Origin of the sequence: Treponema phagedenis, assembly GCF_008153345.1 — a bacterium.
GTDB lineage: Bacteria > Spirochaetota > Spirochaetia > Treponematales > Treponemataceae > Treponema > Treponema phagedenis.
Genome location: NZ_CP042818.1, coordinates 1,055,156 through 1,069,827, shown reverse-complemented (window position 1 = coordinate 1,069,827; position 14,672 = coordinate 1,055,156). Strand labels below are relative to the sequence as shown.

Below are 14,672 nucleotides of genomic sequence, written 5' to 3'. Positions count from 1 at the left end.
TTTTAAAGCTTCAATTTTATAATTTTGTGGTGATGCTTTAAAACATCGTTTGGAATTTAGCAACGGTGAGCAATTTTCCATAGTGATGCTGAATCTACAAGCTGTTATTGTTGATACTCCGATTAGTACACCGGTAACTTAATTTACAAAATAATACACTAAAAGTATTGTTAATTTATGCTTGTAATGCTGCGCGAGTTTGCGCATAATATTTGCGCAAATCATTCAACATAGCGGTTAGCTGCTCTATCAGTTGTTCCGTTGATGTATGCTGTTCCCGTAAGAGATTATTTATCTCCGATGCCAAGTTCCCGAGCTTTTCCGCACCGATCGAGAGAGCAGCTCCTTTTAGTTGGTGCGTAACATGTGCAGCTTCGGCATCGGAAAAAAGCTCCGACACTGGTAAAGAGAAAACCGGTTTTAAACTTTTTTCGATATCGTTCGCATATACTTCCAAAAAAGTTTTTCGTAATGAATCGTATATTTCCGTATCTCCGCCTAAACGTTCAAGCGCCAAAGAAGCATTTAAAACTGTACTTTTATCCATAGACATCTAACTCCGATTTATTTACTATAGCCTAAATAAAAAAAAACTGCTATACTTCCACCTTAATTCAGATTTGTTTATATGTGGAGGGCCTTTAATGCCTGTTTTAATGCTTACAGCAATTTGCGCGTTGATTTTTTCTTTTTTATATCCCGTGCAAAACATGCACGGACTTGCTTTTTTTGCAACAGTGGCAAGTCTTATTTTTACCGCTTGCTTTATATTTTTTTTATTTCGCCTAATAAAAAAACAACTTTTAAAAGATTTTATCATTACACGAAAACTGCTTGAATACTTTCCTTTTGTTTTAATGACCTGTTTTATTCTTTCCAGAATTGGAAGGGAAAATACGCCTCATACGTTTGATGTTATTTTAGGGAGTATCTGGTTTATTGCTACTGCTTTATCAATCGTTTCATTATTTTTAATCGGAAAAAAAAGAGTTTATAAAATTTTTCCTCAATTGCCGGAGATTGAAAAAACAAAAAAATCTCTTTTGCTGGGAACCCTTGAATGGATTGATGCCTTTGTACAAGCTGCCTGTTTAGTATTGCTGATAAATATTTTTGTTTTTCAACTGTATGCAATTCCTTCGGAATCGATGGTACCCGGATTTATGATCGGAGACCGATTGTTGGTTTTCAAAACTTCAGCGGGTCCATATTTTCCGCTTTCATCTTTTCGACTGCCGCAGTGGAAACAGTATGCGCGAGGCGATATTGTTGTTTTTTCCAATCCGAATTATCCCGATACTCCGGAAACTCGTCTAAAAACCTTTTTATCGCAGCTTGTATACATGCTCACCTTTACACAAAAAAACATCAATGTTGATCCGGTTACCAAGCAGCCGAAAGCAGATCCGCTGGTAAAACGCATTACCGGAATTCCCGGAGAAAAGCTCATGCTTGTTGACGGGGTACTGTACTCAAAAACAAAGGACAGTAAAGATTTTATGCCGGTAGAGGCAGATAAAACCTATGCTACGTGGGACTTAAATACGCTCTCTCAATCGGAGTTACGGTTGGTACATAGAATTGTGCTTTCTCCGCAAGAAATGGAGCTTGTCAATTCTATAGAATCAAAACGCGCAAAACTTAATTTTGCAGAAGCTGAAAAAGAAGCAAATTCTATTGTAGCACGGCTTGCCTATTTAAAAGAAGGCAGAGATGTGGCAGACGCATCTGAATTTATCACCAGAAATCAGCATGAAATAAACACGCTCTTCGGAACTTCAAGCGATATCAGCAGAAAGATTTTAACGACAAACGGAGGGCTTGCATGGTTTAAAAAATTCATGCTGGATTGGGCGCCGTATTGGAAAGAGCACGCAACGGAAGAAACCTTGTATCGACAGCGATTTGCACAAATGAACGCGCTGGTCAAGCTTTGCTTCGGAAAGCTTATTTTACGCAATATTGAGCTTATCAACAGCGCCGCAACGGAAGAAACCTTTGAATCGGATAGTCAAAGAAACGAGCTTTTAAACGAAGCCGCCTTGTATGCCGCATTCTTGGATATCGCCCGTGCGCGTAACATGGATGAATTTCCCACAGGTGAAGGAAATTATATTCCCGAAAACTGTTATTTTATGATGGGGGATAACCGCCTTAACTCAACCGATATGCGCCATTCATACGTAAATCATTTAGAACCGGCTGATACACACGATCCTTCGTCCATTTTATTCAGCTCAAATGTTGAGCCTAAAGTAATCCCCGCTGAAAAAATACTCGGCACCACAAACTTCCGCTTCTGGCCCCTGAGCAGAATCGGTGTGCCGCGATAAAAAACAACATCAACACAAGGTTTAAAAAAAACCTTGTGTTGATAACCTCTTAATACCATCATAGCAATCAAGAAATTCAAACTAAAGCGCAGCCTCAGGCAAAACATCGCTTGGAATTTTCCAGGGGTCTAAGGGGACAGTACAGATCGCGGCGAAGCATAAGCGAAAAAGGCTCTGCGCCAGCAGCCGCTGAAAACAGGCAGGTCTAAGGGCTGCCCAAGCCCTTAATGCGAAGCATAAGCGAGCAAAACTTATACTACTATGGCAAGTTTACTCGCCGTTGCGCCGTGTCGGGCTCGGTTTAAGGAATCCGTACTTTTTATTTTTTTGCTTTAATGGTATCGAAGCCGCAGTAAGGGATAAGGGCTGCGGGAACTTTGATGCTGCCGTCTTTTTGCTGGTAATTTTCTATGATTGCGACAAGGGCGCGGGAGACGGCGATGGCGGTTCCGTTTAGCATGTGTACGAATTTGTTTTTTCCGTCGGTGTCTTTGTAGCGGACATTTAGCCGGCGTGCCTGATAATCGGTGCAGTTAGAGGTGGAAGTAATTTCTCCCCATTCGCCGCCGTTTCTGCCCGGCATCCACGCTTCAAGGTCCCACTTGCGGTATGCGGGCGCTCCCAAGTCTCCGGTGCAGGTATCAACAACGCGGAAAGGAATGTCAAGCCCGATAAAGAGTTCTTCTTCGATCGCGCGCAGTTTTTCATGCCAGCTGTCGGATTCTTCGGGCAGGCAGTACACAAACATTTCAAGCTTGGTAAACTGATGTACCCGATATAACCCTTTTGAAAATTGCCCCGCGGCGCCCGCCTCTCTTCTGAAACAATGAGAGAGTCCGCAATATAGAAGCGGCAATTTTGTTTGCGAAAGAATTTCATCGGCATGATAGCCGCCGAGTGTAATTTCAGCAGTTGCAACTAGGCAGGTGCCCTCCCCTTCAAGCGTATACACGTTTGATTCTTCGCCGCGAGGAATAAAGCCGATTCCTTGCAAGATTTCTTCTTTTGCAATGTCTGGAGTGATAAACGGCGTAAATCCGTGTTTTCTTAAAACATTAAGCCCATACAAGATAAGCGCCTGTTCAAGGAATACTCCTTCATTTTTCAAATAATAAAACTTTACGCCCGAAACTTTGGTTCCTGCATCAAAGTCGACAATGTCCAAAGCTTCGCCGAGCTGCACATGATCTTTCGGCTCAAAGTCAAATGAAGGCACCACCCCTACCCGTTTTACTTCGGTGTTGTCTTTGTCTTCTTTGCCTACCGGTGCATCGGGATGCGCCATGTTCGGAATCAAGCGGGCAGCTTCTTCAAGTTTTTTTTCGGTTTCGCCGAGTTTTGCTTCAACCTCGGCGATTTCGGTTTTTAATACCTTTCCTGCTTCCACCAGCTGATTTCGTTCTTCCGGCTCAAGCTTTTGCTTCATCTTTTGTGCGTTTTCATTTCGCTTTGCTTGTAAACCTTGCAATTCAGTTACAAGTTCCGTACGGGCATCAAAAAGGGTTACCACCGCATCGGCATCGGCGTGCATATTTCTATCGGTGATATTCTTTTTTACCGCAGCTAAATTTTCTTTAATAAATCTATAGTCTAACATAATGAATATCATAGTTTCTTCCGTATAAATAATCAAGTGAAAACATCGGCTATTTGAATAAAAGAAGTATGAGTGAAGTTTCTTCTGCGGTTTGAAACTCGACTTTGATTTTTTATTTTGTTATTCATAGTGCGCAAAAAAGTATGGGGACAAGTTTTTAAAAACTTGTCCGCACCCACTCCTGTGAGTAATTGGAGTATTAACCATAATGGCTTGCAGATTCAGGATTACTATGGTAAATTGCGCACCGTTGTCAAACTGAGAACCGCCACGGATGGCAAAATCAGAACAATGCAAAACGATGTTTTTTAAAGCAAGACTATTCGTAAAGCTTTAAAACTCGTGGTTTAGTTTTTGCCTCGGACGGCAAAACTCAGAACGGGCACGGACGCCCGTGGTTCCACGCAGCAGCGATGTTTTAAAGCAAAATAGTTTACAAAGCTTTAAAACTCGCAGACTTAATTTTGACAAGGACGTCAAAATTAAGTCGTGGTGTCCGCTCTGTTGATTTAGTATTCTTTTTTTGATATGTTTAGATAGTAGAGGTCCTTATGAGTCAAAAAAAAGGTTTTTTTCGCAGTTTATTCAGAAGCATTAATGTGCTGCGCCTTGTTATCATCAATATTGTTTTTTTCTTCTTTTTCTTTCTGTTTTTAGCGGCGCTGCAGGAGGGCGGAAACAAAAAACAGCCGGTTAAAAAACTTGAACAAAATTCGGTTTTATTGATAAATCCTTCGGGGTTTCTTTCGGAAGAAGAACGCGATTTTGATTTTGCAAAATTGGTTTTTCGTGATGAAAAACAGATTGTTTCTGTTTCAAGTATTATACGGGCTTTAAAGCAGGCTGCATACGATAGAAGAATAGATTGTGTTTTTTTTGATCTTTCCGGTTTGAGCGGGTGGAGCTCGGGATATTTTTCTGATTTTGCGGCGGCTCTTCAGGAGTACAAAAAATCAGGTAAAAAACTTTATGTGTTTTCAAATTCTTATAGCCTTGCAAAGTATTATCTTGCATCTTTTGCTGATGAGATTATTTTGGATCCGCTTGGAAGTGTTGACTTATCGGGTTTTTACAACGAAAGTCTTTTTTTTGGTGGCATGGAAGAAAAGTTTGATATTCACTGGAATGTTGTACAGGCAGGTGCGTATAAAAGCATGGCGGAAACCTATTCACAAAAAGAAATGTCTGAGGGAGTAAAAGAAAATCATCGTGCATTGTTTACAAATATTTGGGAAAATTATATTAAGGAGGTAGCGACAAATAGAAATTTACCTACAGATGTCATACTCCATTATGTTGATAATTATCTCGATTTGCTAAAAAACCATAACGGAGATCCTGCCGAAACAGCCTTGTCCGCAAAACTTGTTACAAAGATAGCCTCTTATGAGGACGCTGAAGTTGATTTGGGACTTGTTGATAAGGATACATTCTTTGAGAATAAAAATTTTATCAGTCTCGATGATTATAATTTTTATTATTCACACTCGGAGTCTACAAATAAGATAGGAATTATTTATTTGAAAGGAGCTATTTCTTCGTATGGAACACGGCAGAATGATGCGGTAACAAGCGGTTACATGCTTGATCTTTTTGATCTTGCAGTCAATGATCCTGACGTTAAAGCTATTGTGTTACGCATTGATTCAGGCGGCGGAGAAGTTTTTGCCTCTGAGGAAATACGCCGTGCAGTAGAACGCTGCATTGTAAGGGCAAAAAAACCGGTGGTTGTTTCGATGGGAGCAGTTGCCGCTTCCGGCGCATACTGGATTGCTTCATCTGCGGATTATATTTTCGCCTCTCCGTATACGATTACCGGCTCAATCGGTGTGCTTGCGGTGATGCCGACTTTTGAAGCTGCGCTGCAAAAATATTTGGGTATTACCGTTGACGGAGTATATTTGCACAAGTTTCGTCCTTACACCGGAGTGAAGAATATGAGTGAGACTGATAAGAGTCTGTTGCAATTTGAGATAATGAGTATCTATAAAAATTTTATTACCAAGGTTTCTACCGGAAGAAAACTTTCGTTTGATAAAGTTTCCGATATTGCGGGAGGTAAAGTGTATTCAGGAGCTACGGCAAAAAACCTCGGTTTGGTTGACGAGCTTGGAAATTTATCCGATGCTATTGCGTATGCCGCAAAACTAGCTGATTGCGACGGTTATTCAACTAAGGTTATTAAACGCCCTCTTTCGTATAAAGAAGAATTGCTAAAATCCTTGATGGAAGCTAAGGCGGAAATGAATATTTCTTCAAATGACTTTAGGATTTTATATGAGCTGCTTTCTTTGCGTTCTAAACGGGGCGTTTACGTATATACACCGGTAAAATTACAGTGGAATACTAACGACTAATTTATAAGAGTGTGTTAAACAACGAGTCTAAAACAATGCTTGCCTGTTTAGCCGGCACGTTTTGCTTTGCATGTTGCTTTGCGAAACATCGTTTGGGATTTGACAACGGTGAGCAATTTACCATAGTGATGCTGAATTCTCAAGCCGCCTGTTGATGGTTTGATTAGCACATTTATGGAAGTTAGTTATAAAAACGTTATAGTAGTAGTGTATTTTGTCAGACATAAATTATACTGGTCTTGCAAAATACAAAAAACTTTTTTAGGGGAGACTATGGCAAAAAAAAACGACACAAAAGTACAAAGCAAAACAAAGGCGGAAAAGACTTCTGCAAAAAAGGACACGGTAAAAAAAACAGCACCGAAAAAGGCTGCCGCAAAAAAAACGGAGTCTGAAAAAAAGCCTGCGGTGAAAAAAAACGAAACTAAAAAGAGTACAGTTCGTAAGCAAACAGCCGCAGAAAAAAAACTGGTAAAAGAACTGACAGAACTTCTTTCAGAAATGGACGAAGTAGGTTTGCGATTTTTAATAGAACAGGCGCGGGTACATCTTTATAATATGGAAGTAATCAGTATTCAAACAGAACTTACCGCGGCGGAGCAAAAGCTTTCGCGTCAAAAACTTGAGGCGGCGGAAAAAACCGGCGGCTCTCCTTTTAGGATAGAGGCAGGCAAGGACAGGCAAGTTTACCATATTATATCCGGAGGAAAGTACAAAGTATTTAATGACGATGAAATTTTGGATATGGTGCGCATTGTGCATGCCGAAGAAGATGCATCGGAAATACGGCGAAATCTGTACCACTGGTTTTTTAGAGAGCGCGGGGATGTGCTTGCAGAGTTCGGACTTGCAGACTTGCACGATTCCCGATGGAATATTTTGATTAACACTTTGCAGACAAGTTTTAAACTCAAAAACTGAGAACCTTAAAGCTGCAATAAAAAAGAATTTTTACCGGAGTAACAACAACCTATGAGTCAAACAATCAAACGAATTCAATTAAAGGATAAAGAAATAATCTTACTCGGAACCGCACATATTTCAAAAGAAAGTATTACAGAAGTACAAAATCTTCTTAAAGAAGAGAAGCCCGATTGTGTATGTGTTGAGCTTGATCAAGATCGATATAAATCTCTTACCGATGAAAAAAAATGGCAGGAGCTTGATATTACAAAAGTGCTAAAAGAAGGAAAGGGCTTTTTACTGTTAACCAATCTTATCCTTGCTTCTTTCCAAAAAAAGATGGGCGCAGAACTCGGGGTAAAGCCGGGCGATGAAATGAAAGCGGCAATAAAAACTGCAGAAGAAATAAATGCTTCGGTAGAATTGGTGGACAGACCCATTCATCTTACCTTAAAAAGAGCTTGGGGAAAAAACGGCTTTTTCGGAAAAGCAAAACTTTTAGCAACATTGCTTGCAAGTGCATTCTCTGATGAAAAACTGACAGAAGAAGAAATAGAAGCATTAAAAGAAAAAAGCGCGATGGACAGTATGATGAATGAGGTTGCGGAATATATGCCTACAATCAAAGAGGTGTTGATTGATGAGCGCGACCGCTACCTCGCTTCAAAAATTTGGGAGACCAAAAGTAAAAAAATAATCGCCGTGCTTGGCGCGGGACACCTTCCCGGTACCGAAACCTATTTACATCGACTGGATTCCGGAGAAATGACTGCCGATGTTTCGGACATTTCTGTAATACCGCCTAAAACACTATCCAGAAAAATTGCAGGTTGGATTATTCCGGCTCTTATTATTGTTTTACTACTGCTTGGCTTTTGGCGCGGAGGAATAGGAGCTTCAGCCGCAATGCTTACCCGCTGGTTTTTATGGAACGGCAGCCTTACGGCACTCGGGACACTTATCGCTTTAGGACATCCGCTCAGCATCATCATCGGATTTATTACCGCTCCAATTGCAACGCTCAGCCCGGTTCTCGGTGTCGGATTATTTACCGGCCTTACACAAGCTTGGCTTCGAAAGCCGCAAGTTGTTGATATGGAAACACTTACCGATAATGTTGCCCATATACGGGGGTGGTATAAAAATAAAATTGCGCATGTGCTGCTTATCTTCTTTTTATCAAGCTTAGGCGGTGCCATCGGAAATTTTATCGCGGTACCCGCCTTGTTTGCAAATCTGGTAAAATAAACCGCGATTCGAACTATGTTTTACTAAAATATTTTAAAGTTTTATAAACTGAGTGTGCCAATCCCGAAGCCTCCACCTCATAGTTTACAAGCAGAATGGAGGTTCGTATAAAATTATTTTGGACAGTAGTGATCCAAAGAAAGGCACCGCTTCAGGGGCGGTGCCTTTCTTTTTAACGAAATTACTTTATATTTTTAACAGCGTTTTCAATTAAGGCATCATCGACAAGGTACGGGAGGGTGATATGTCCAAACTCATTATCGCCATTGAACTCCATTGAAACTTCTATAGCGTGTTCGTTACGAGCCCAGTTGCGGCGGGCAACTCCGCCCATTACGTCCCAAGTAAGCGAGAGGTTGATAATTTCATCAACCCGCTCGGAGCCGTCAAGGACAAGCCCGAAGCCGCCGTTGATTGACTTCCCGATTCCAACACCGCCGCCGTTATGCAAAGCGATAAGACTCATTCCGCGAGCGGCATTGCCGGCAAAACATTGCACCGCCATATCCGCCATAACATTTGAGCCGTCTTTAATGTTTGAGGTTTCTCTAAACGGAGAGTCAGTACCGGAAACATCGTGATGGTCTCGTCCCATCATTACAGGACCGATTTTTCCCTCGCGGACAAGCTCGTTAAATTTAAGAGCGATTTTAACTCTGCCCTTTGCATCTTGATAAAGAATTCGCGCCTGGGTTCCTACAACGAGTTTATTGTTTTCTGCTTCTTTAATCCAGTTGTAATTATCAAGGTCTTGGTATCTTCTATTCGGATCGATACATTCCATTGCTGCATGGTCGGTTGCAATAAGATCACTTTCCTTACCGCTTAAGCAAACCCATCTAAAGGGACCGTATCCGTAATCAAATAAAAGAGGTCCCATAATATCTTCAACATAACTCGGCCAAATAAAACCGTCTTTATCGTCGATGCCGTTTTTGGAAACTTCCTTAACTCCCGAATCGTAAATTGCTTTTAAAAACGAATTGCCGTAATCAAAAAAGTAAGTTCCCTTTTCGGTTAACTTTTTAATAACCGTAAAATGCCGCTTTAAAGTTTTATCAACCAGAGCTTCAAAAGTTTTTTTATCTTCGGCAAGCAAACGGGTGCGCTCTTCAAAGCTTATTCCGACAGGACAATATCCGCCGTTGTATACGTTATGGCAAGAGGTTTGATCCGACAATAAATCAATATGAATATTGTTTTCTTCTATATACTCAAGAAGATCTACAATGTTTCCGTGGAAAGCAATACTCAAAGCTTCTTTCTTTTTAAGAGCATCTTGAGCAAGTGTTACCGCTTCCTCCGGAGTTTTGGAAAGTTTTTTAATCCAGCCCTGCTCAAGCCTTGTCTCGATTCTGGAAATATCAACTTCGGCAATAATTGAAACCGCTCCTGCAATGTCGCCGGCCTTTCCTTGAGCACCGCTCATTCCGCCTAAACCTGACGAAATAAAGAGCTTACCGGCAAGGTTATCTTTTTCTTTTAAGCCGAGCTTAAGTCTGCCGGCATTTAAAATGGTGTTATAGGTGCCGTGCACAATTCCCTGCGGACCGATATACATCCAGCCGCCTGCAGTCATTTGCCCGTAATTGGCAACACCCATTTCTTCGGCAATTTCCCAGTCTTCAAGATTATCATATAAGCCGACCATTAAGCCGTTTGTAATAATAACGCGCGGCGCATTTTTCCTCGATTTAAAAATTCCTAAAGGATGCCCTGATTCAACAACAAGGGTTTCATCGTCGTGCAAGACTTCCAAGTATTTCATAATAAGACAATACTGCATCCAGTCATGGCAAACCGATCCCGTTTCGCCGTAGGTAACCAATTCATACGGATAAAGAGCTACATCAAAATCAAGGTTGTTGTCGATCATAACCTGAAAAGCTTTTCCTTCAATGCAATTTCCCTTGTATTCGTCAATGGGCTTTCCGTAGATTCGCCCTTCCGGTCTAAATCGATAGCCGTAAATTCTACCTCGGGTTGTAAGCTCCTCCAAGAATTCGGGGATTAGCTGTTCATGGTATTCTTCCGGAATATACCGCAGCGCATTTCGCAGCGCTATTTTTGTTTGCTCCTTTGTGAGCCGAAAACCCCTATCGGGAGCCCTTCTAATTCCCGGCTGGAATTCCTTTTTTTCGGGAAGATAGTCCAAGCGTATCTTCATCGCGCTTTTAATCGTTTTATTATTAATCACGTTTAATGCCTCCACTATGAACAATTATAAATCACATAATTTTGATTGTAAACACTACGCTGTAAATTTTAAAAAACCTTGTCAAATGTAAGAATTTTTGAGATAAGCGGCTGATATAACGTTTTTTTTGATAACTCGAATATATCCTTTAATTCATTTAATATGAATTGTAGAAAATTTTATAGAAAAAAGTCCGACACGACGGTTTCATTTTGACGTCCATGTCAAAACCAAACCTGCGAGTTTTAAAGCTTTGCAAACTACTTTGCTTTAAAACATCGATTCTGTTTAGAACCACCGCCGTCCGTGGCGGTTCTGAGTTTTGCCATCCGTGGCAATTTACCATCGGAATGCCGAAGCAGCAAAGCAACCTGTTGATACTTCGATTAGTATCACTGCAAGTTAATTACAGAATGGTATACCGGCGGAAAGTATTGTTTCAATTGTATAGGCTGCGGAACATTACAGCGTAACGCTATCAGAATTTGATGTACATTGTTTTAAATTTCAGTAAATCAAGATAAATTTCAAAATAAGTTTTTCGTACTCTTGTCCTGTTTATAAATCACCGGATTCAGATTTTAAATGTAAGCCCTAATTGGAAAGTAATCGAAAAGCTGAACGGTTTTTCATTTCCAAAACGGTAAGCCCCCCGCCCTCCTACGGAAAAACCGAAAAGCATATCTCTGCTTACTAACCAGCTTGTATCCACATCAAGTTTGAGCCAGAGCTCACCGGTACGAATATGCCGAAAGCCTTTTCCTTGCTGATTAAAAGTAATAAATGCCGCAGCTTGCGGAGTTATTTTTGTTCTGCCGAAATAACTGTTGTATAACTCGGCACCGGCAAAAAATTGTATCGGAACAATAACGCCGGTCTCACCATTATCCGTTTTTTCAGGAATTTCATCTTTGCTGCGTTTGGGAAAAATAAAGGCAACCCCGTACATTGGACGAACACGATAAAAGCCGCGTGAGTGAATAATTTGCAAACCGATTGAATAATCGGCGCCCTTCTCTTTTTTATACGGAATTGGAATAGCTAACTCAAAAAACGGTTTAAAAACAATGGGCAAACGGGAGATTGCTTTCAGCTCACTGCCTTCAGCAAGCGAAGGCGAGGCATATAGAATTTCGGCAAGACTGTTTTCTTCCCGCACCTCTTTAATTAATAATAATCCTGTTTCTTTTGATCTTAAACTTCCATTTTTTAGTTCCCGTTCAATAACGGCATATTCATCTCCTTTTTTTATATTGAGATTTGTGCTTGTTTCCAGAACAGCAGTTCTTCCGTCAATTTTTGCAGCAACGGTTTTTGAGCGAAGGTCAAGCCGTGCTCGCACCATGTTCTCAAGGTAAAAAGGAATTATTTCAACTGCATCAAAAAATGCAGTTTCGCTGCTGCTGCCGCTGCCCTCTGTCGCAATTTGAAATGATGCAATGGTTTTATTTTTTTGCACGCCAATAAGATAAAACTGTATTTTCAGTACAACAGTAAAAGAGGCTGCTTTATCTTCAGTTTGTTCGCTGAGCAGTTTGCACTCGGCAATAAAAGGCACCACAGCCATATAAGATTTTATCAGGTCTTCCCAATCTCTTTTTTTAAACGTTTGCCCGCCCATGCGTATCTCATCCAGCGGAGAAGATTTTTCCTCTTTTATTTTAAGGATTTCTCTGTTAAACGTTTCGGGATTGATTGCGGAAAATTTCTGATGCATTGGAATAACGTGAAAGCCCGGTACCTTCTGAAAAGTTTGCAGTATCGCATTGTCAATTTGCTCGGATATCTTCGGCGGCAGATCATTTTGTTCACCTCCCAGTTTAAACAACGCAATATCTTTACCCATTGTTTTACTGAACACCGACATTTCCGCACAACACAAAAAAAAGAGACAGAAAATAAAAAACACGGATTTAACACCGAGTATATTTTTTGTAAAATCAAAACGTAAAAAATAGTTAGGCATGATTAAATTCAATTTCTCATCTCGGAAGTGATATAAAATGATATCTCTTTATTTAGCTCTTGGATGCGATTTAAAGCCCATGCGGAATCGGTGATAAACACATAGTTTCCCGCAACGTCTTGCAGTATTTTACGCTCGTTTGCGGTTACAAATGCTTTGAGCTTTTTTTTGTCTTCGCAGTTTATCCAGCGGGCAAGGCTTACATCAATCGGCTCGTAGCGGCACTCCGCATTGTATTCGGTTTCCAATCGGGATTGGAGCACTTCAAGCTGCAATTGCCCTACCACACCGAGTATTCGCACATTCGGTTGGTGCAGTTTGGTAAATATTTGAATAACCCCCTCTTCCGCAAGCTGATTTAATCCTTTGTGAAATTGTTTTTCTTTTAAAGGGTCTGCGTTCAAAATAGTTCTGAATATTTGCGGCGCGAAATTTGGAATACCTTTAAACTGAATATCTTCGCCCTCCGTTAAGGTATCGCCGATTTTAAGATTGCCGGTATCGTGCAAACCGATAATATCCCCCGGCCAAGCCTGATCGATAATTTCCCTATCCTGAGACATAAACGCCGTCGGATTTGATGACCTGAATGTTTTACCGCTGCGCACATGTTTGTATAATTTATTGCGCTCAAATACTCCCGAGCAAACGCGCAAAAACGCAATGCGGTCATGATGCCGCGGATTCATGTTTGCATGAATCTTAAACACAAACCCGCTAAACTGTTCTTCATCCGGATGTACTACACGTGTGTCAGCTTCTTTTATCAACGGTGAAGGGGCTATTTTGATAAGCGTGTCTAAAAGTTCTCCCACGCCGAAGTTGTTTAATGCGGAGCCGAAACAAACCGGACTTACCGTCCCCGCAAGATACGAATCAAGTTCAAAGGGCGGATATACCGCAGAAATCATTTCCACTTCTTCCCGCAGTTTTGCGGCAAAAGTCGACCCCACATAAGAGTCAAGCTCATCGGACATAATCGAAGGAATGTCAATTACTTCAACCGGTAATTTTGTCTGCCCGCCTTTAAAAAGATGTAAGGTTTTATCCGCTACATGGTACACGCCTTTAAAATCTTTCCCCTGCCCTATCGGCCATGTCAACGGCGTAACCGTAATTGCAAGCTCTTTTTCAATCTCATCTAAAAGCTCAATAGGCTCCTTGCCTTCTCGGTCAAGTTTGTTCACAAAAGTAACAATGGGCGTTTTACGCATCTTACACACCGCACAGAGCTGCCGTGTGCGCTCCTCAACTCCCTTTACCGAATCAATTACCATCAAAGAGCTGTCAACCGCGGAAAGCCCGCGATACGTATCTTCCGAAAAATCGGCGTGCCCCGGAGTATCCAGCAAGTTAAACCGCCTGCCGCCGTAATCAAAACCCATAACCGAAGTACTGATGGAAATTCCGCGCTCTTGTTCCATTTTCATAAAATCAGACGTAGTCGCCTTGGTGTTTTTACTGCTTTTTACCGCCCCCGCCGTATGAATCGCCCCGCCGAATAATAAAAGCTTTTCGGTAATTGTTGTTTTACCCGCATCGGGGTGTGAAATAATTGCAAAGGTAAGTCTTTTTTCAGTTTCTTTTTTTAAAGTATTTGCATCAATCATAACGCTTTAGAATATCCGTATATTAAATATTGTACAAGCCGTTTTTTCTTTTGATCAGTGCATACGAATGGACAAGTATAGCATTTTTTTGATAAGTCGATCCGTTTTTAATACATTTATACAAATCAAGACAATTTTATAAAAAGGAGCCACGGTTTAGTTTTTGACGTCCGTGTCAAAAACTAAACCACGAGTTTTAAAGCTTCAATTTTACAGTTTTGTGTTGATGCTTTAAAACATCGTTTCTGTTTGGAACCACCGTCGTCCATGGCGGTTCTGAGTTCGACACGGCGCAACGGTGAGCAATTTACCATAGGAATGCTTAAATCCGCAGTCCCTTATTGTTGTTACTCTGATTTGTATAACAGGAAGTTAATTACAAAACGTTATACTGGGGGCTACCGTCCTTTGAATCTGAAGCTTACACTGGTTCTCCCGGTCTTTCGCTGATGAATTCGCTT

The 14,672-nt window shown here is 41.0% G+C and carries 9 protein-coding genes; 4 read left to right on the top strand and 5 right to left on the bottom strand.

Annotated features, from left to right (window positions below; translation table 11 throughout):
• Positions 1 to 175 precede the first annotated feature (175 nt).
• Positions 176 to 547: an Hpt domain-containing protein gene (locus tag FUT79_RS04625; protein WP_024752354.1), complete on the bottom strand. Its 372-nt coding sequence runs from the start codon at positions 545 to 547 to the stop codon at positions 176 to 178.
• Positions 548 to 644: 97 nt separating this feature from the next.
• Here FUT79_RS04625 and lepB point away from each other — a divergent pair, with 97 nt between their 5' ends.
• On the top strand, positions 645 to 2,333 hold the full coding sequence (gene lepB / locus FUT79_RS04620) for a signal peptidase I (protein ID WP_024752353.1): 1,689 nt from the start codon (positions 645 to 647) through the stop codon (positions 2,331 to 2,333).
• A 319-nt stretch (positions 2,334 to 2,652) separates the two neighbouring features.
• Here lepB and serS read toward each other — a convergent pair whose 3' ends face one another.
• On the bottom strand, positions 2,653 to 3,930 hold the full coding sequence (gene serS, locus FUT79_RS04615; protein WP_024752352.1) for a serine--tRNA ligase: 1,278 nt from the start codon (positions 3,928 to 3,930) through the stop codon (positions 2,653 to 2,655).
• 551 nt (positions 3,931 to 4,481) lie between these two features.
• Here serS and sppA point away from each other — a divergent pair.
• From sppA to FUT79_RS04600, 3 genes are all read left to right on the top strand, one after another.
• The gene (sppA, locus tag FUT79_RS04610; protein WP_024752351.1) at positions 4,482 to 6,287 is read left to right on the top strand and encodes a signal peptide peptidase SppA; all 1,806 of its coding nucleotides are present in this window, start codon (positions 4,482 to 4,484) and stop codon (positions 6,285 to 6,287) included.
• Positions 6,288 to 6,560: 273 nt separating this feature from the next.
• On the top strand, positions 6,561 to 7,208 hold the full coding sequence (locus tag FUT79_RS04605) for a hypothetical protein (protein ID WP_024752350.1): 648 nt from the start codon (positions 6,561 to 6,563) through the stop codon (positions 7,206 to 7,208).
• A 51-nt stretch (positions 7,209 to 7,259) separates the two neighbouring features.
• A complete protein-coding gene (locus FUT79_RS04600; RefSeq protein WP_024752349.1) occupies positions 7,260 to 8,438 on the top strand; it encodes a TraB/GumN family protein in 1,179 nt (392 codons plus the stop codon).
• 181 nt (positions 8,439 to 8,619) lie between these two features.
• On the opposite strand, the gene FUT79_RS04595 is transcribed toward FUT79_RS04600, so the two are convergent.
• The 3 genes from FUT79_RS04595 to FUT79_RS04580 form a co-directional block, all read right to left on the bottom strand.
• Positions 8,620 to 10,635: a urocanate hydratase gene (locus tag FUT79_RS04595; protein WP_215905272.1), complete on the bottom strand. Its 2,016-nt coding sequence runs from the start codon at positions 10,633 to 10,635 to the stop codon at positions 8,620 to 8,622.
• A gap of 574 nt (positions 10,636 to 11,209) precedes the next feature.
• Complete coding sequence (locus tag FUT79_RS04585; protein ID WP_148889324.1) at positions 11,210 to 12,481, bottom strand: hypothetical protein; 1,272 nt, start codon at positions 12,479 to 12,481, stop codon at positions 11,210 to 11,212.
• Positions 12,482 to 12,609: 128 nt separating this feature from the next.
• Positions 12,610 to 14,211 (bottom strand): peptide chain release factor 3, encoded by a 1,602-nt coding sequence (locus tag FUT79_RS04580; protein WP_002701106.1) that lies wholly within the window; start codon positions 14,209 to 14,211, stop codon positions 12,610 to 12,612.
• Between the last annotated feature and the right edge of the window lie 461 nt (positions 14,212 to 14,672).

Coding starts and splice junctions, on each gene's coding strand:
- FUT79_RS04580 (WP_002701106.1), bottom strand. CDS start 14,211: ATGATTGATGCAAATACTTTAAAAAAAGAAACTGAAAAAAGACTTACC.
- FUT79_RS04585 (WP_148889324.1), bottom strand. CDS start 12,481: ATGGGTAAAGATATTGCGTTGTTTAAACTGGGAGGTGAACAAAATGAT.
- serS (WP_024752352.1), bottom strand. CDS start 3,930: ATGTTAGACTATAGATTTATTAAAGAAAATTTAGCTGCGGTAAAAAAG.
- lepB (WP_024752353.1), top strand. CDS start 645: ATGCCTGTTTTAATGCTTACAGCAATTTGCGCGTTGATTTTTTCTTTT.
- FUT79_RS04600 (WP_024752349.1), top strand. CDS start 7,260: ATGAGTCAAACAATCAAACGAATTCAATTAAAGGATAAAGAAATAATC.
- FUT79_RS04605 (WP_024752350.1), top strand. CDS start 6,561: ATGGCAAAAAAAAACGACACAAAAGTACAAAGCAAAACAAAGGCGGAA.
- sppA (WP_024752351.1), top strand. CDS start 4,482: ATGAGTCAAAAAAAAGGTTTTTTTCGCAGTTTATTCAGAAGCATTAAT.
- FUT79_RS04625 (WP_024752354.1), bottom strand. CDS start 547: ATGGATAAAAGTACAGTTTTAAATGCTTCTTTGGCGCTTGAACGTTTA.